Here is a 17,787-nt window from a genome sequence, read left to right on the forward strand (position 1 = left end):
TTCATAATTTATGTCGCCCGAGCCCGATACATATAGTATACGCCGTTATCCCCGCTCAAATGAATAAAGCCCTGCAAGCCGCTCTTACGAGCAAAGCTTACAGGGCTTTATTCTGTGCCGAGAACATTACTTGGATTCAGCAGTTAGTTGATTGTAGATATCATCCCACAGAACACGTCTGGCTGATACATACCGCTTCGCATAATAGGATTCGCTCAACTTATTCTTAACAACACCTTGGTTAGTAGCGGAGTGAACGAATTCACCATCACCGAGGTACATCCCTACGTGAGAGATACCGCTGCCATCCGTGTTGAAAAATACAAGATCACCCTTACGAAGGTCACTTTTGTCAACCCAGTAGCCTTCTTTGTTTTGTGATTTGGAGCTGTGTGGGATGTCGATGCCGAACTCGCCGAACAAGTAGGACGTGAAACCAGAGCAATCGAATCCTTTGGTTGTCGTTCCTGCCCATCTGTAAGGAGTTCCTACAAGCTCGTCTACCGCATTATCCATATCGGATGCTGCGAAAACGCTTCCTACACTAACACTCAAAAACAAAACAAGACTAAAAACAAGACCAACAACTTTCTTCAACTGCTTGTCTCCTTCCGGTGCCTACGAGGTTAGCTGGAGGGTTCGGTTGAAGGTTCCCTATGATCCCTGTCTTGCAAGATCAATTCACCCGGAGTGGTTCCCCCGTTTCCCCATAAAATGAGGAATTCGGCATGCAATATTTGGTTTTTTTGATGCTAGTCCTTTTTATTCGTCATAAAGAATGAAATTCCTCTTTTTAGTTTGAAAAATAGGCTAAAAATAAGCGAAATTGTTCGGAAATAAGACAAAAAAAAGCCCCTTTCTCAAGGAGAGGGGGTGAATGCTTGCCTATTGGCTGTTTTGCTGGCTATTAATTGGATATTTTGGCTGAAAGTAGCTGAAATTGGGAAGAGATGCCCCAGATCTGGATGAAAATGTGAAATAGGGGGTATAGCTGATAAATAATTAGTGCTACCAGACCTGCCCACAGGTAAGTGGCTGTGACCGTGACCCCTGCCAATAGTCCTGTGAATAGTAAAAGAGTGATGGCAAGTCCGACAATCGGCAGTGAATATCGGAAGAAAGAGATAACAGTCGATAGGATACCAAGCTTAGCTGCTATAGCGAATTGCACGTACATAAAGAGAAGCTGCAGGAGAAAGCCGTACACCAATAAACTAGTAATCCAAGGCAGAAGATCGAGAAGTACCTGCTCATAGGAAGCGCTGTGTCCAAGAATGTATGTGGCCTTCGGAAAGATCCAGATCAAGGGGAGCAGCGTAAGGGCGATCCGGATCAGATATACAAGCAGGAACGGAAGCATGAGCTGCTTCATTCCACGAACAAAGCGATAGCCAGCGTTCTGGTGGGAGTGTGTAAGTGAGTAGAAGACGCCGCCATTCAGGAGAGGAGTAAGCAGCATACGAGCACAGAGCAGCGCAGCAAGCCACCAGAGATACGAATAGCTGAGATCTGTTTTGATTAATTGAAACTGGCCTTCAGCTAGGAAGATCTGTAAAGCTTGTTTGGGCTGCTCAGCGCCTGGGAAACGATGCATGAGGGGGACGAGTATTCCCTGCACGAGCTTATACAGGAGAATACCCCAACCCATCTGATACAGGAATAGAATGATCGTGGCAAAAGGCTGCGCCATAGCTGCTCTGAAGCCGGATTTGATATAGGTGGCCAACGAGGTCCCTCCTTAAAGTTTTCTTTAGAAAACTGGCTGCGTAAGCATACGCTCAGAGTTTGTCATAAGACATAAGCCAAGCCCTTACCAGGCGACTGAGTTGAATATGGCTTGCAGGAGCTGAATAATGCCGAGATTCCACCGAATTTGCCACTTTGTATTTAATTGCGTTTGATAAAAGTTGTTGATGTGCTTATTTTCTAGAATGAGCGTGTACTTGGGATCGATTCGCACCCAGTCGACAGGGGACGCATGTGTTAATGTGAAATCGATGCTGGTTTCCTTGCCATCCCATGTTTTATCCAGCGTTGTACCGTCTGCAAAATGGAACTGAATCGGCACTTCCGGGGAGTTGCCGCCATGCTTAACGATGCGAACGGTACTTTCATAAGCTTCAGCGCCTTTAGGCCCCTGAGCTTTCACCTGTACACGCTCGACAGAATAATCCATCATCATGCTGCCATATACATATTGATTAAAGAAATCATCCCACTTCGTCTTGCTGACATCCTCCACAACCTGTTGGAAATCCTTTGTAGATGGATGCTTGAACTGCCAACGCTGGAAATATGTTTTCATAATGCGGTCCATCACCTTGGTACCGACTTGCTGCTCAATCGCTTTAAGCACGAGCTTGCCGCGCGTGTACACATTTTCTGCATACTGATCATGTCCTTTGTAGGCCCATGCCTCTTTCTGCAGCCCATTGGGTGAGGTGATATAGCTGGATTCGACAGGCAAATTAGGCGCATCGCCATATTCAGCTTCCATGACTTTATCCTCCGCATAAGAGGTGAAGCCTTCATCGAGCCATGCTTCCTCGAATTCATTACTAGCGACGAGCCCATAGAAGAATTGGTGGCCGATCTCATGAACGACGACGCGTTCCAGCTCTAAATCGGGATCTTTGTCGCTGGCGCCCCACGCGGTGACCAAAGTCGGATATTCCATACCGCCGGCGCCATTCCCGCCAGGAGGCGGTACAACGATTGAAAGCGTAGAGTACGGATACGTTCCGTACCACTGGCTGTAGCGCGAGAGCGCCTTTTTAGCTGCGTACATATAGCGATCCTTCAGGTCTTGGTGATTGGGATCGAGATAAAGCTTGATTTTAACCCCTGGAACCTGTGGGGCAGAGAAGGGCTCTTCCACATAGACGAAATGAGGCGACGCCGACCATGCGAAATCATGGACATCCTCGGCATAAAATTGGTACGTCTTCATGCCCTTGTCCGTCACAGCAGGCTTCACCTGAAAGCCTGTGGCCGCCACCATGTAATTCGCGGGCACTTGAATTTTCACATCATACATCCCGAAATCGGCATAGAACTCGGAATTTCCATGGTATTGATGGAGATCCCAGCCAGGCTCTGTCCGTCCTCTTGTCCCCTTGCGTTCATAAGCGGCAACCTTCGGAAACCATTGCCCAGCCATAACGAAGTCACCCACATATCCCATTCTGGCAAAAGCTGCAGGCAGCTTAACAAGGAATTCCGTAGTAATGGTCACGCGTTCTCCCGGTCCTACTGGCTTAGACAATGGGATTTTGAGCAGCGTATGGTCGTCCTTATTGCCGTCATCCGGTTGCTCGAACGACATTCGCTTGGTCAGATCGTCGCCAGTATCGGACTTCACGGATAACAGCTCCATGCTGCCGCCGCTTTCGGCCTTTGCTTCATCCTCCCGCAACTTCCCGCCGGATTCGCGCATAAACGTCGTTTTCTTTGAAGCGAATGCATTCGGATAGAGGTGAAGATAAATTTCTTTCACAGGAATGGATCCTGGATTTTCCCACGTGAGCGTTTGTTGCCCTTGAAGCTGCTGTGTTTCTGGCGTGTAGGCAACGTTCATGTGATATTCAGCGATACGATAACTAAGTGGTGTTGAGGCTTCTAACGGTTTGCCATTATCTGCAGGCTGCATGTCCGGTGTCTTAGCAAAAGGTACATCTTTAGAGACGACAGGAACAGTCCCTCTTGGTGTGGAGGGGAGCAAGGTGTTCGTTAGTAACACTGCGCCGGCAGCAAGGAGCATAACAGCAAACCACTGTACCTTGCGGCTATTGAATAGAGCATTCATATCCATGAGATTCACCCCGCCTAAACAAGCATCTACAGCATGTATATGTAGACAACCTAGGGAATATTTCTGCGAGGTGAAAGAAATGTGAGAAAACCCTTATCGAGGAGAGAAATAGGCATGGAAGACCGCCGCCCCTTGTTCTACAGGAAGACTTTCGCTACAATGAAAGCAAGTCGTCATTTTAACCTAATGTAGAGTGGAAGGTGCCCTTATGGAAGCGGATAAGAAGAAGCTGGCCTTAAATATAGTAAGCTCGAAAGTGAATCACAAAGGCTTTGGTGCAGGAGCCATTGATCTGAGTAACGTCTCCGGTATCATTATTGACGGGGATGTAGCGTATCTGGATGAAGGAACACTGCATGCCAAGAGCAAGATTGAGAAAGGGATCAAATTCTCCACAAACAAAGAGGATGTCCCGAATGGCCGTAAAGCCTGGATTGTGTGGGTAGCGGTTGATCGCACAGAAGATGGCGCCTACTATGCAGGGATGTCCGCTTGCGAAATGTTAGTCGATACCGAAGCACGCCGTGGATGGAAGATTCTTGCTGAGCATGTGAACAAAATGGATGGTGCCATGAAGCGCAAATTCATCCTAGAGGGATTGTCTGACAGTGAGCGGGAAGTCCTTCGAAATTGTCTGATTGCGCACAACGAAGACTGGTGGAATCGCTCGGATCAAAGCCTCAAGGACGCACTCTCGTAAGCTTTCTTTAGCAAATATAGAGAATATGAACATTATGTGTCATCCATTGTTACACAATGTCGAAGCGGGTATACTAGACCCTAGTGTATGTTACCTCATATACTAGGACAGCAAAAAGGCAGGACTAAGACGCGCTTAGTACTGCCTTTTTGTGTTTTCTTTGAATGGGAAATTAATCGTTCCACCAACGTTTAAGGTCGTTCCACCAAGAGCCGTTATCCCCTTTGGAACCGGCTTTTTGACCGCCCGCTGCATCTGGATTAGCAGGCTTGCCTGTACAATACGTAGTAGGCTCTGTGCCAGAGAGGAAAGCCTCCATCTTGGCGTTCGGGCAGTCCTCATTAGACAATTTGCCGCTCACAGGATCAATGTAAACGGTCGATACACCCTCGGGGATCGGGAACAGCTTCGGCGGAATGGCATCCAAGGTCTGTTCCGTGAAATCCGCGAAGATCGGTGAGGCCAGATGAGACTCGACCGTTGAGATATCGCGGCTCTTGTCATAGCCGACCCAGACTGCGGTGGAAAGCTCAGGTGTGAAGCCGACGAGCCAGGCGTCCGTATCGGTTGTGCCTGTTTTGCCGGCAATCGGCCGCTTAATTGTACTGGCGACACGGTTACCCGTGCCTCCCTCTTCGAACACGCTCTCCATTAAATTTGTCATCACATAAGCAACCGCAGGCGGAATCACTTGCTCCTCTACCGGAGTCGCTTCATATAAGACACTGCCATTCGCATCTTCAATTCGCAAAATGGCGGTCGTTTCATGGTGAACCCCCTGATTCGCAATAGAGGCAAAGGCCGAAGCCATCTCCAATGGACTCACGGGGAAGGAGCCTAGCGCAAGGGACGGCAGCGGCCTCATTGGTGAAGCGATGCCTAGCTTACGCGCGAAGTCTATGACCTTCTGTGGACCCACTTCGAGAATCGTGTGCACCGCATAGATGTTATCCGATTTCGAAATCGCCTGACGCATATCAATATTCCCATTTGTATACTGGTCATTGAAATTTCTTGGCGTATATTGCTGCCGCCCATCATCGTAAGTAAACACAGTTGGTTCACTTTTGACCATCGTGACAGGGGTGAATCCATTCATCAACGCAACCATATAGACGAATGGTTTGAAGGAAGACCCTGGCTGCCGCGTATTCGAGAGAGCGCGATTGAACTGATTTTCGGTATAGTCGCGACCGCCGACCATGGCCTTGATCTCGCCAGTTCGCGGGTCGACAGCGACTAGAGCGGCCTGCAGCTCGGGCTTGCTTTCGAGCTGCTTCGTTATGACATTCTCAGCAATTTGCTGGGCATTCTTGTCCAGCGTAGTATAGATGCGAATGCCGCCTTCATCGAATTGCTCTTCGGAAATGCCGAGCTTTTCCGTCGCCAGATTGCGTACATAATCCCTGAAATAAGGGGCAGCAGAAGGCTTCTTTTTCGTTAACGGCTGAATCGTCAGCTTCTCCTTGCCAGCAGCGTCAGCGGCGCTTTGGGTAATAAAGCCGCTATTCACCATCGTCTGGAGGACGATCTTTTGCCGATCCATCGCATTTTGCAGATCATAATAAGGGGAATAGTAACGCGGTCCTTTCGGAACGCCAGCGATCATAGCGCTTTCGGCTAAGGTTAACTCACTGGCATGCTTGCCGAAGAACAGCTCAGACGCTGTCTCAATGCCATAGGTCGAGTGGCCGTAATAGATTTGATTCAAATAATCTGCAAGAATATCATCCTTGCTAAGCTGCATTTCCATTTGAACGGCATATACCGTTTCTTTAATTTTACGCGTCCACGTACGATCATGTGTTAAGTATAAATTCCGGGCTAATTGCTGCGTGATGGTGCCTGCTCCTTGTACCTTCGCCATCGCTTGGACATTCACAATGGCCGCGCGTGCTACCGCTTTGACATCAACACCGAAATGATCATAGAATTGCTGATCCTCCACAGCGAGCGTAGCGTGTATCAAGTAGGGGGATATTTCATTTAATGAAACCACCTGCCGATTTTGGCCAGAGTAAAAGGTGTCAATCACCTCGCCATGTACATCGTACATTTGGGAGGTTTGCATCGTTTTCGTAACAGGGAGCGTTTGGGAACGCAAATAAACCAGAAAGACGGCTGTCCCGATGAGCAGCAGCAGGCTGCAGGTGAAGAAGAAAGAAAACGTCTTCTTGATTCGCCGCATCCACCGCATAGAAGCAGGAACCTCATTTTTCACTCTAGATGGCTGTGCATCTGATGGTTGTTGGCGGGGCTTCTCGTTCTCGGACATGTCCATGCCTCCCTTCTCCGTGCCCAAAGGCGCTATTAACCAGTATGGAAAAGCTTGGCAGTCCGTATTCAACGAATTGTAAATATTTTTTGTTAATTGGCGAGAAAAGGCTAGGAAAATATTGCATTTTGGGGGTAATGAACTATAATACAATTTGTGCATATGAAGGGGTTGGAAATTACACCTCATACTCGTATGACTTTTCCAACTGGTGGAACACTGTTAGAGATAACGAATGTCAGGAATTATTCATCCAAATAGAGAAGCGGAAGAAGGGTTACATATGGAATTATGGTACACAGAGAAACAAACCGATAGCTTTGGGATCACAGCGAAAGTCACTGAAACTTACGTGAGAGAGCAAACGGATTTCCAAGATCTATCCATGATCGAAACCGAAGAGTGGGGCACGATGCTTACACTTGACGGCATGGTTATGACAACGGTCAAAGATGAGTTCGTTTATCATGAAATGGTTGCTCATCCTGCGCTCGTTACTCACCCGAATCCAGAGTTCGTTCTTGTTGTAGGCGGCGGCGATGGCGGCGTTATTCGTGAAATCATGAAGCACCCGAAAGTGAAAAAAGCCGTTCTTGTTGATATCGATGGCAAAGTTATCGAGTACTCCAAGAAGTACCTGCCAACGATCGCTGGCGAGTTGGACAACCCGCGCGTTGAAGTTATCGTTAACGATGGCTACATGCACATTCACGATCACAAAAATACCTACGATGTCATCATGGTTGATTCCACAGAGCCAGTAGGTCCAGCTGTCGAACTGTTCTCCAAAGGTTTCTACCAAGGTATCTTCGATGCGTTGAAAGAAGACGGGATCTTCGTAGCTCAAACCGATAACCCATGGTTCAAAGCGGATTTGATCCAAACGGTAAATCGCGACGTGAAAGAGATTTTCCCAATCGTTCGTGTGTACAGCGCGAATATCCCTACATACCCAAGCGGTCTGTGGACATTCACAATGGGCAGCAAAAAGCACGACCCACTACAAGTGGAAGAATCAGCAATCCCAGAATTCCCTACGAAATACTACACACCACGATTGCACAAAGCAGCGTTCGTGTTGCCTAAGTTTGTAGAAGATTTGATTAAATAGGCTAGAGATACGGAACGTGGTTCCGCTATTTAGCAAAAAATAACCATTCTTCAATAGATACGGAACGTAGTTCCTCTATTTCTCTAATTTCCGTCAAATATGGCCGATTTCGAGCAAATAAGGGAATGACGTTCCGTATCTTTGTCTTAACCGCCATATATGTCTAAATAAGGGATCGTCGTTCCGTTACGAAGTTCTGAAGCATGAAATTCATCATCGCGGTCAGCTGACGATCCTGTTGCGTCAAGCAGGACTAACTGTGATCGGCGCCTACGGTCCTGCCAAAGAGCAGTGGGCTACAATAGGACTGCCAGTCCCACTGCTATAGAAATTGAGAAGCCTCCGAGTCCGCTTTGAAAGGGGATAAGGAGGCTTTTTCTCTATCTTTAGTCTATACGGAAATGGTCTCCAAACGTCGTGATCACCCAAGTGCATTGAATTTACCTATCCTTTCATATAAACTATTAGCTAACATGTCTGCGCTTGACATCAGATGCCATGCACGGATGCAGAAGAAGAGGGGAAGAAACGAATCATGACGGATAAGCAGCGGGTGCGGATTCGAATCGAGAGTCGAAGCGGGAGCGAGACCACGGTGCAGAAGGCGCGCGGGGATCTTTACCGCAAAGGCGATCATACCTATATCCGCTATGACGAAGAGCCGACTGAGCTTGGACGGACAGTGACGATCATTAAGCTGGAAGACAATCAGATTCGCATTATTCGCCAAGGTGATGTACAAGCTGAGCAAACCTTCGTCCCTGGGGAGAAGCGGACAGGCTTTTATCACACACCACAGCTCCGAATGGAACTGGAAATTGAGACACACAAGCTGACCTCCGAGGCCATCCATGGGATCGGAATTACGAGGTGGAGCTATGATCTATATGCATCAGGCACGCATGCGGGAGCCTATCGAATCAAGTTGTTAATTCAGGAGGAGTAAGACGAATGGATGTACTAAACGATGTGAAAGCGAAAGTGAAGCAAGTGATTAAAGAAGCTGTGCTAGCGGCAGGGATTGTCGAAGAAGCGCAGCTGCCAGAAATCATCCTTGAAGTGCCGAAAGAGAAGACGCATGGCGATTTCGCGACGAATGTAGCGATGCAGCTGACACGTATTGCGAAGGTTAATCCTAGACAGATCGCGGAGCAAATTATTGCGAATCTGAACAAAGACGCAGCGAATATTTCGGCAGCAGAAATTGCGGGCCCAGGCTTTATTAATTTTAAAATGGACCAAGTCTATCTCTACCCAGTGATTGCAGATGTGCAACAACAAGGTGAACGCTACGGCCAATCGAACGTGGGACAAGGCCTTAAAGTGCAAGTGGAGTTCGTCAGTGCCAACCCGACAGGTTCTTTACACCTCGGACATGCGCGTGGAGCGGCAGTTGGGGATGTACTCTGTAATGTTTTGGACCTAGCAGGCTACGACGTTTCACGTGAGTACTACATCAATGATGCGGGCAATCAGGTTATCAACTTAGCCAAATCTATCGAAGCTCGCTATTTGCAAGCGCTTGGACAAGAAGCGGAAATGCCAGAGGATGGCTATTTTGGCGAAGATATTAAAGGCTTTGCAACAGATTTGGCAGCTGCTGAAGGCGATCGCCTACTTAGCTTATCAGATGAAGAGCGTCGTACTTATTTCCGTACCTATGGACTTGAGAAAGAGCTCGATAAGATCAAACGCGACTTGGGCCGCTTCGGTGTCCATTTCGACCATTGGTTCTCCGAGACGTCGATCTATGAAGATAACCTGATCCCGCCTGTGCTTCAAGAGCTTCGGGATAACGGACATATCTATGAAGAAGAGGGCGCAACTTGGTTGAATACGACACCTCTTGGCGATGACAAGAACCGCGTATTGATCAAAAACGACGGTTCCTTTACCTATCTAACTCCGGATATCGCCTACCACCGCAACAAATTTGGACGCGGCTATGACCGCCTCATTAATATTTGGGGTGCCGATCACCATGGCTACATCCCGCGGATGAAAGCAGCCATGACAGCCCTTGGCTTTGAAGCGGACCGACTTGTTGTACTGATTGCCCAAATGGTGAGCTTATTCCAGAATGGCGAAAAGGTCAAAATGTCCAAACGCACTGGCAAAGCCGTTACGATGGAGGACTTGATGGACGAAGTCGGCGTAGATCCGATTCGTTATTTCTTCGCTATGCGGAGTATGGACTCGCATCTGGATTTCGACATGGACTTGGCGGTTTCCCAGTCCAATGAGAATCCTGTGTTCTATGTGCAATATGCTCATGCCCGGATTTGCAGCATCTTCCGCCAAGCGGAAGAGCAGGGGGTTCAAGTGCTTCCGCTGGAACAAGTGGACCTGTCCCAGCTCTCTTCGGAAGCCGAGTTCGACTTGCTGCGCAAGATCGGCGAGCTTCCGGAAGAGATCGCCATTGCGGCTGAGCAGTACGCGCCGCACCGCTTGATCCGCTATGTGTACGAACTGGCGAGCCAGTTCCATAGCTACTATAGAGGCCACTACGTCATCACCGATGACGCAGCCTTAACCCAAGCACGCCTCGCGCTGCTCGGCGCGCTGCGCACGACCCTAGCCAACACGCTTCGCGTGGTTGGCGTATCCGCCCCTGAGCGGATGTAACACCCGCTCAAACACAGAATAAGCTCCCCTTGACCGCTGGTCACAAGGGGAGCTTATTCACTTTCCAAGCGCAGAGGTCCCCTGCGCCTAAGCGCCATTTATTCCTGCCCAGCTGCGCGTATCGCTCGCTGGGCATTCAATTGCCCTGGCTGCCAGCGAGCGTTCGCGCGCTTGTTCAAAGGGAACGAGCAGCGGCGCAGCGCGCTCTTAATTTGGGCTGGCGACATGGATCGCAGCGAAAGCATTAAAGCGATTACACCGCTTACATGCGCTGTTGCCATCGAAGTGCCGCTAAGCTCATTATATTTGCCGCCTAGCCAAGCGGAATACACACGCTCACCGGGAGCATAGATATCGATTTGTGTTCCTCGATTGCTGAAGGGAGCAATCTTGCCGGTCCGTGTTGTCGCCCCGACGGAGACAACTTGGGCAAACCGAGCGGGGTAATCAATGGTTTTCTTTCTGCCGTCATTACCGGAAGAGGCTACGATAACCTTACCTCTGTAGTAGGCGTTAAGAACCGCCTGCTCCAGCGTGGGATTGTACGTCTTCATGCCGAAACTCATATTAATAATATCGAGGTCATTTTGGACGCACCAATCGATACCGGCAATGATGTCGGACACATAGGCGCTTCCATTTTGATCAAAAGCTTTAACGGGATGAATAATCGCCCGGGGCGCTACACCAACTATGCCGGAATTACGGCCTGTCGCCGCGATCGTACCCGCGATGTGTGTACCATGTCCGTTATCATCATGGGGCAGCAGTCTGCGATTTAATAAGTTGATGCCTTGCGAAATCGAGTTCCGTAAATCAGGATGTTTGAAATCGATGCCGGTATCAATGACGCCGATGTGAATATTTTGCCCGACGGATTTGCTCCAGATTTCAGGAGCACCGATTTGATCAACCCCCCAAGGAATCGTGCGCGTACGTGAACTGGATAAGATACTAGCCCGTTTCGGAATGGTTTTTCTGCCTTTACCTTTATTTATAATTAATTTCGTATCCTCTTCGATACGTGTCGTGCTGGCAAAGCTTCTGAGTTTTGTATCTGGACACAGCTTGCAGGAGAAGGCGTGAATAATGTCTAAAGGCTGAACCATAGATAAGCCGGGGAGCTCAGACATCATTCGGAGGAGCTCTGATTTGCAGGCGAAGTAGTCCGTCTTTGAGGTGAAATGGATGAGATATTTTTTAGCTGGCTGTTTAGTGAGACCCAGATCTTCATGAAGCAGATGAAGAAAGGTGGCTATATCCATCGTGCCATCCCCCCGTTACAACATATGATCGTATCTCCCCTATCCTATGTACAGGTCATCTCACTTGACCGTGTCATCGCCTTTATAGAAATAAATGGGTGCAAAGCCGTGTCAGATGCGTAGGTTCAACATAGGATACATAGAGAGGCGCGGGCAGGAGTGTCTCTTTCTCAGGTAGTGGAAACGTCATCTGTTCATCAGCAGACGGTTCCTTTGGGTACAGTCGCAGGCGGAGGGGGACCTTCGCTTGTATTCATTTCATGGGTATTTTTAGATTCTAAGCAGCCGTTTATTGTGGGGTAGTTGCAATTTTAGAAAAAATAGGTTTTACTTAATGAAGATATTGGTTATGGTAGATAACGTAGTCAAGAAATGATCGAAAAGGATGTGCCTTAGATGAGCAGCGAATACACACTCAAAATCACCACAGAGCAAGCACGCGAAATGCCCATGGTGGATTTGGCGTTCGAATTGCTGAAGTCGGCGAATACGCCGTTTTATTACCGTGAACTTATGGCTGAAATTGCTAAAATAAAAGGGCTTTCCGAAGATAATGTCATGCAAGTGATCGCCCAACTATATACGGAGATCAACATCGATGGACGTTTTGCTTGCGTAGGAACGAACCTATGGGGCTTGAAGCGTTGGTATCCAGTTGAGAAATCCGACGATGCAGTTGGAAATGCGAAGCGTCCTAGAATCATTAACGATGAAGATGATGATTTGGATGAAGACGTCTACGCGGAAGAAGAAGATACATACGCAGAAGAAGACGAGTATGATGCATTTGGTACCGAAACCGAAGAGGAAGAAGAAGCGGAAGAGGATACTGAATTCTTCGAAGACGAAGAAATCGAAGAGGATCTTGGTGAAGCGGGTATCGAAGAGACCGATGACACTGAGGACGACGATGATTTAGACGCGGAATCCGATGACACTGAGGACGATGAGTTGGACGACGAAGACGACAAATAACTTGTCTTGACAGTCACTACGCGTTCAGAGTAAACTATTGCATGGGCTTTAAAAGAATCTTAACAATTCGCGCATGCGTTCAAAAAGTGCCCCGTCACTACGGGTGTCACTTTTTTTTGTTTTTTTGTGCTTTTTTTTTGTGATTTGTTCATGAAAACACTTATTTAGCAGAAGCTAATGCTCATACACCTTTGTTCTGGCAACACCACAGAGCGTATGCTTACAAGTCAGTTTTCTAGCGAAAACTTTTAGAAACCTTTTCACAATTATTTTCATGTAATAACGATGCCGGTATTCTGGCGAAATCTAAAGCTGATGCTTACAAATTTAAGGAGGCGTACATAGTGACAAAATACATTTTCGTTACGGGGGGCGTAGTTTCATCCCTTGGCAAAGGAATTACCGCAGCTTCCTTAGGAAGACTGCTCAAGAACAGAGGTTTGAAAGTAACGATCCAGAAGTTCGATCCTTATATTAACGTGGACCCTGGAACAATGAGTCCTTACCAGCACGGTGAAGTTTTCGTAACCGATGATGGTGCGGAAACGGATTTGGATTTAGGTCATTATGAGCGTTTTATCGACATTAACTTATCCAAAAGCTCGAACGTGACATCAGGTAAGGTCTACTCCTCCGTTATTACCAAAGAGCGCAGAGGCGAGTACCTTGGCGGCACTGTTCAGGTTATCCCGCACATTACCAATGAGATTAAAGAGCGTGTTATTCGCGCAGGTCGTGAAGCTGGGTCCGATGTCGTTATCACTGAAATTGGTGGTACTGTAGGGGATATCGAGAGCTTGCCGTTCCTTGAAGCGATTCGTCAAATGAAAAATGATATCGGCCGCGAGAACGTCATGTACATTCACGTTACGCTGATTCCTTATATCAAAGCAGCTGGAGAAGTCAAAACAAAACCAACGCAGCATAGCGTTAAAGAGCTACGCGGCTTAGGTATTCAACCACATGTGATCGTTTGCCGTACCGAGCATTCGTTGACCGAAGATATGAAGCGTAAGCTTGCTTTGTTCTGCGATATCGATCCAGCAGCAGTGATCGAATGTAAAGATGCAGAAACCCTTTATGAAGTGCCGATGATGCTTCGTGAGCAAGGATTGGATGATTACGTTGTGAATCATTTGAAGCTTAATACGAATGAACCGGATATGAAGGAATGGGAAAGTCTCGTTCGTAAGGTGAAATCCTTGACGAAGAAGACGGAAATTGCCATCGTAGGGAAGTACGTAGCGCTTCATGATGCCTACCTTAGTATTGTTGAAGCACTAGGACATGCTGGTATCGATAATGATTCCGAGATTGATATCCGCTGGGTTAATGCCGAAGATATCTATGATCATAACGTGCATTCGCTTCTCTCTGGTGTGCAAGGTATTCTCGTTCCAGGTGGATTTGGTGATCGCGGGATTGAAGGGAAAGTAGCGGCAATTCGCTATGCGCGTGAGAAAGAAATTCCTTTCTTCGGCATTTGTTTGGGGATGCAGGTCGCTGTTATCGAATACGCACGTTCTGTTTGTGGTTTGGATGGCGCGAATAGCTCCGAGATTAATCCAACAACGGCGTATCCAGTTATCGATCTATTGCCAGAGCAAAAGGATATTGAGAATCTAGGCGGTACGATGCGTTTAGGTCTATACCCTTGTAAGCTGACTCCGGGTTCACTAGCTGCTACTACGTATAATGATGAGCTTGTTTATGAAAGGCATCGCCATCGGTATGAATTTAATAACGAATACCGTGAGTTGATTGAATCCGCTGGCTTGCGTATTTCAGGTACATCACCAGATGGTCGTCTGGTTGAGATGGTAGAGCTTCCTGGTCACCCTTGGTTCTTGGCTGTACAATTCCACCCAGAATTTACATCCCGTCCGAACCGTCCACAGCCGCTTTTCCGTGAATTCGTGAGAGCTGCACAATCGATAGCTCGTTAAATTTACGTTGCGATGCAGGGGATTCGTCTCCTGTTAATCAACTTTTATGTAAAACTTTTCAAAAAGATGCTCTCCTCAGAAGGAAAACGAAAATGAATAGCGAATACCTTGACTCATAGGATTGGAACTTGTTATTCGTTTTCGGAAGGGGACTGAGCTGATGAAGAAGAAAGTATTGGTAGTGGATGATCAAAATGGAATTCGTGTACTCCTCATGGAAGTGTTCAGTACCGAAGGGTACGACACCTATCAAGCCTCCAATGGCAAGTTGGCCTTGGATATCGTGAGAAATGTTTCACCTGACCTAATACTACTAGATATGAAAATTCCCGGTATGGACGGACTTGATATTTTGAAACATGTCAAAGAAATTGATGTGTCTATCAAAGTGATCATGATGACGGCGTATGGTGAACTTGATATGATCAAAGAAGCGACGGATTTAGGTGCGATTATGCATTTTACGAAGCCGTTTGATATTGATGAGCTGCGACTGGCTGTAAATATGCAATTGAATAATGAATCAAGCAGTGGTTTCGCCGTAGGATCCTAGTTATAGGGTCTTTTTTTGTTTTGGATAAATAAAGGCTTGGTTATCATTTGAAAAGTTATGTGCTATAATAACTCAGGTATGACAGAGAGCGGTATGCGCATCTACTAAAGAAGGTTCTAGGAGGAAGAGAAACATGGCATTGGTTTCAATGAATGAATTTTTACCTAAGGCAAAAGCGAACAAGTTCGCGGTAGGACAATTTAACATGAACAACCTTGAGTTCGCTCAAGCGATTGTTGAAGCTGCAATCGAACTGAAATCCCCGTTCATTTATGGTGTTAGCGAAGGCGCACTGAAGTATATGGGTATCGAGTTTACCGTAGCTATTGCAGAAGCAGCAGCTAAGAAATCCGGTCTTCCGATCGCTTTGCACTTAGATCATGGTAGTTCGTTTGAAGTAGCAATGAAATGTATCCGTGCAGGATTCAGCTCCGTTATGTTTGATGGTTCCCACTATTCTTTCGAAGAAAACATTCGTTTGACGAAAGAAGTTGTTAAAGCTGCTCGTGCAATGGGCGTATCCGTTGAGGGTGAGCTTGGAACAATCGGTGGCGTTGAGGATGACATTTCCGTTGATGAAGAGCACGCTAACCTTGCAAAACCAGAAGAAGCGATCCGTTTCTACGAAGAAACAGGCGTGGATTGTTTGGCAATCGCAGTAGGTACTGCACATGGTATGTACGCTGGTGAGCCAAACATTCACTTTGATATTATAGAAGCAGTTTCCAAAGCAATCCCAGTTCCAGTTGTATTGCACGGTGGATCTGGCGTTCCAGACGAAATGATCCGTAGATCCATTGCAGCAGGCGTTGGTAAAATCAACGTGAACACAGAGAATCAAGTGGCATGCACAGAGAACATCCGCGCAGCTCTGAACAAAGATGCTAAAATTTATGATCCTCGTAAATATCTAACCCCAGCTCGTAACGCTATGATCGAAGTAGTAAAATCCAAAATTCAATTGTTCGGAAGCAGCAACCAAGCTTAATTCCAAATTGTATAGACAGGGTAGGAAATGCAGTAATTCACAGGTGGATGGTCGACAATCGTTGCCATCTGTCTGTGTCGTTACGTGCGTTTCCTTCTTCTATTTGTTGATAACCAAGTATGAGCTTCATACTTTTGCTTCTTTTTTTGTGGATTTTGTCGAATGTTTGTGGAATTTATAGGATGTAGGGATTAAATGTTAGTGAGAAGGCACCTGGTTTAGGGGGAGAAGTATGTTGGAGAAATTAATGGTGGTCGGTGGACGCCCACTACGGGGGACAGTTCAGATTAGTGGAGCAAAGAATAGTGCGATTGCACTTATTCCTGCCGCAGTACTTGCAGAAACACCAGTAACGTTGGATAACCTTCCGCATTTAAGTGATGTGGCTATATATACAGAAATATTGACTGATTTAGGCGCTACAATCGATTGGAACGAAGATCGGATGACGATTGATCCAAGTCAAATGAAATCTCTTGCGATGCCGAATGGCAAAGTGAAGAAGCTGCGGGCATCGTATTATTTGATGGGAGCTCTTTTGGGTAGATTTGGAGAGGCGACAATTGGCCTTCCAGGTGGGTGTAATTTTGAACCGCGTCCGATTGACTTGCACATTAAAGGTTTTGAAGCTTTGGGTGCTGTGGTAAGCAACGAAAACGGAGCCCTTCATATTCGTGCGAAGGAACTGCGCGGGGCTAAGATTTATTTGGACATGGCAAGTGTTGGGGCTACGATTAATATCATGCTAGCTGCTTCGCGTGCCAAAGGATTAACTACGATTGAAAATGCGGCGAAAGAGCCTGAAATTATAGATGTGGCAACACTTTTGAATTCGATGGGTGCGAAAATTAAGGGAGCTGGTACAGATACGATTCGTATTGAAGGGGTCTCTGGACTTCATGGCTGCCGTCATTCCATTATCCCGGACCGTATTCAAGCGGGAACGTATATGATTGCTGCAGCGGCGACGCGCGGTGATGTAACGGTAGATAATGTGATTCCCAAACATCTGGAGGCACTTACGGCGAAGCTGCAAGAGATGGGTGTTCATGTTTACGAAATGGACGAATCCATTCGCATTGTAGGTCAGCCTATTTATGAAAGCGTAGATGTGAAAGCATTAATTTACCCAGGGTTTGCAACGGATCTGCAATCTCCTATGGCTAGCTTACTTTGCCAAGCCAAAGGTGTAAGTATATTAACGGATCATGTATATAGCAATCGTTTTAAGCATATCCCAGAGCTTGTACGCATGGGCGCAAAAATGAAGGTTGAAGGGCGTTCCGCCATCATTGAGGGATCGCAGCTGAGTTCAGCCAAAGTAAGAGCGACGGATTTGCGCGCAGGAGCTGCTTTGGTCATCGCAGGCCTAAGTGTTATGACAGGTGGGGTGACGGAAGTATCTGGTGTGGAGTTTATCGACCGTGGTTACGAAAATTTAGTATTTAATCTATCTTCCCTAGGTGCGGAAGTTTGGCGTGAGAACGAGGAATAAAGTACCAAACAACAGGCAATGCTAGAATCCAATTGAAAATTTA

General features: G+C 47.0%; 14 protein-coding genes, 1 pseudogene and 1 riboswitch. Of the genes and pseudogenes, 10 read left to right on the forward strand and 5 right to left on the reverse strand.

The features are described 5' to 3' along the window. Positions 1 to 126: 126 nt before the first annotated feature. The 3 genes from AC1DVJ_RS03695 to AC1DVJ_RS03705 form a co-directional block, all read right to left on the reverse strand. Positions 127 to 597 carry a C40 family peptidase gene (locus AC1DVJ_RS03695; RefSeq protein WP_477588449.1) on the reverse strand — a complete coding sequence of 157 codons (471 nt, stop codon included), beginning with the start codon at positions 595 to 597 and terminating at the stop codon, positions 127 to 129. A 3-nt stretch (positions 598 to 600) separates the two neighbouring features. After that, positions 601 to 739, reverse strand: a riboswitch (cyclic di-AMP (ydaO/yuaA leader). Between the two features lie 168 nt (positions 740 to 907). Next, entirely contained in the window at positions 908 to 1,726 is an 819-nt protein-coding gene (locus tag AC1DVJ_RS03700; RefSeq protein WP_477588451.1) for a hypothetical protein, read from the reverse strand. An 84-nt stretch (positions 1,727 to 1,810) separates the two neighbouring features. Next, entirely contained in the window at positions 1,811 to 3,805 is a 1,995-nt protein-coding gene (locus AC1DVJ_RS03705) for a M1 family metallopeptidase (RefSeq protein WP_477588495.1), read from the reverse strand. Between the two features lie 214 nt (positions 3,806 to 4,019). Between AC1DVJ_RS03705 and AC1DVJ_RS03710 the strand changes: the two genes are divergently transcribed. Continuing rightward, the gene (locus tag AC1DVJ_RS03710; protein ID WP_477588453.1) at positions 4,020 to 4,511 is read left to right on the forward strand and encodes a YwhD family protein; all 492 of its coding nucleotides are present in this window, start codon (positions 4,020 to 4,022) and stop codon (positions 4,509 to 4,511) included. 172 nt (positions 4,512 to 4,683) lie between these two features. Here AC1DVJ_RS03710 and AC1DVJ_RS03715 read toward each other — a convergent pair whose 3' ends face one another. After that, entirely contained in the window at positions 4,684 to 6,786 is a 2,103-nt protein-coding gene (locus tag AC1DVJ_RS03715; RefSeq protein WP_477588455.1) for a transglycosylase domain-containing protein, read from the reverse strand. A 283-nt stretch (positions 6,787 to 7,069) separates the two neighbouring features. On the opposite strand from AC1DVJ_RS03715, the gene speE reads away from it, so the two are divergent. The 4 genes and pseudogenes from speE to argS all read left to right on the forward strand — a co-directional run bounded on the left by speE (position 7,070) and on the right by argS (position 10,522). After that, on the forward strand, positions 7,070 to 7,897 hold the full coding sequence (gene speE, locus AC1DVJ_RS03720; RefSeq protein ID WP_477588496.1) for a polyamine aminopropyltransferase: 828 nt from the start codon (positions 7,070 to 7,072) through the stop codon (positions 7,895 to 7,897). A 202-nt stretch (positions 7,898 to 8,099) separates the two neighbouring features. Continuing rightward, positions 8,100 to 8,225 (forward strand): annotated as a pseudogene (locus AC1DVJ_RS03725) (DinB family protein); the annotation flags it as partial. A gap of 165 nt (positions 8,226 to 8,390) precedes the next feature. Further along, the gene (locus tag AC1DVJ_RS03730; protein WP_477588456.1) at positions 8,391 to 8,843 is read left to right on the forward strand and encodes a YwiB family protein; all 453 of its coding nucleotides are present in this window, start codon (positions 8,391 to 8,393) and stop codon (positions 8,841 to 8,843) included. Positions 8,844 to 8,848: 5 nt separating this feature from the next. Beyond that, entirely contained in the window at positions 8,849 to 10,522 is a 1,674-nt protein-coding gene (gene argS, locus AC1DVJ_RS03735) for an arginine--tRNA ligase (protein ID WP_477588457.1), read from the forward strand. 98 nt (positions 10,523 to 10,620) lie between these two features. On the opposite strand, the gene AC1DVJ_RS03740 is transcribed toward argS, so the two are convergent. Continuing rightward, entirely contained in the window at positions 10,621 to 11,787 is a 1,167-nt protein-coding gene (locus AC1DVJ_RS03740; protein WP_477588459.1) for a S8 family peptidase, read from the reverse strand. A 396-nt stretch (positions 11,788 to 12,183) separates the two neighbouring features. Here AC1DVJ_RS03740 and rpoE point away from each other — a divergent pair, with 396 nt between their 5' ends. From rpoE to AC1DVJ_RS03765, 5 genes are all read left to right on the forward strand, one after another. Further along, the gene (gene rpoE / locus AC1DVJ_RS03745; protein WP_477588461.1) at positions 12,184 to 12,762 is read left to right on the forward strand and encodes a DNA-directed RNA polymerase subunit delta; all 579 of its coding nucleotides are present in this window, start codon (positions 12,184 to 12,186) and stop codon (positions 12,760 to 12,762) included. A gap of 344 nt (positions 12,763 to 13,106) precedes the next feature. Next, the gene (locus AC1DVJ_RS03750) at positions 13,107 to 14,708 is read left to right on the forward strand and encodes a CTP synthase (RefSeq protein WP_477588463.1); all 1,602 of its coding nucleotides are present in this window, start codon (positions 13,107 to 13,109) and stop codon (positions 14,706 to 14,708) included. Positions 14,709 to 14,868: 160 nt separating this feature from the next. After that, positions 14,869 to 15,261 (forward strand): response regulator, encoded by a 393-nt coding sequence (locus AC1DVJ_RS03755; protein ID WP_477588464.1) that lies wholly within the window; start codon positions 14,869 to 14,871, stop codon positions 15,259 to 15,261. Positions 15,262 to 15,394: 133 nt separating this feature from the next. After that, positions 15,395 to 16,249 carry a class II fructose-1,6-bisphosphate aldolase gene (fba, locus tag AC1DVJ_RS03760; RefSeq protein ID WP_477588466.1) on the forward strand — a complete coding sequence of 285 codons (855 nt, stop codon included), beginning with the start codon at positions 15,395 to 15,397 and terminating at the stop codon, positions 16,247 to 16,249. Positions 16,250 to 16,484: 235 nt separating this feature from the next. Next, positions 16,485 to 17,744, forward strand: coding sequence for a UDP-N-acetylglucosamine 1-carboxyvinyltransferase (locus AC1DVJ_RS03765; RefSeq protein ID WP_477588498.1), 1,260 nt, complete (start codon positions 16,485 to 16,487; stop codon positions 17,742 to 17,744). The last annotated feature ends 43 nt before the right edge of the window (positions 17,745 to 17,787 follow it).

The organism is Paenibacillus sp. P4_A9 (assembly GCF_056402415.1).

Bases quoted from the DNA above. Each gene is read 5' to 3' on its own strand.
- AC1DVJ_RS03730 (WP_477588456.1), top strand. From the start codon at position 8,391: ATGCCATGCACGGATGCAGAAGAAGAGGGGAAGAAACGAATCATGACG.
- AC1DVJ_RS03715 (WP_477588455.1), bottom strand. From the start codon at position 6,786: ATGTCCGAGAACGAGAAGCCCCGCCAACAACCATCAGATGCACAGCCA.
- AC1DVJ_RS03710 (WP_477588453.1), top strand. From the start codon at position 4,020: ATGGAAGCGGATAAGAAGAAGCTGGCCTTAAATATAGTAAGCTCGAAA.
- AC1DVJ_RS03740 (WP_477588459.1), bottom strand. From the start codon at position 11,787: ATGGATATAGCCACCTTTCTTCATCTGCTTCATGAAGATCTGGGTCTC.
- speE (WP_477588496.1), top strand. From the start codon at position 7,070: ATGGAATTATGGTACACAGAGAAACAAACCGATAGCTTTGGGATCACA.
- AC1DVJ_RS03755 (WP_477588464.1), top strand. From the start codon at position 14,869: ATGAAGAAGAAAGTATTGGTAGTGGATGATCAAAATGGAATTCGTGTA.
- AC1DVJ_RS03705 (WP_477588495.1), bottom strand. From the start codon at position 3,805: ATGAATGCTCTATTCAATAGCCGCAAGGTACAGTGGTTTGCTGTTATG.
- argS (WP_477588457.1), top strand. From the start codon at position 8,849: ATGGATGTACTAAACGATGTGAAAGCGAAAGTGAAGCAAGTGATTAAA.
- rpoE (WP_477588461.1), top strand. From the start codon at position 12,184: ATGAGCAGCGAATACACACTCAAAATCACCACAGAGCAAGCACGCGAA.
- fba (WP_477588466.1), top strand. From the start codon at position 15,395: ATGGCATTGGTTTCAATGAATGAATTTTTACCTAAGGCAAAAGCGAAC.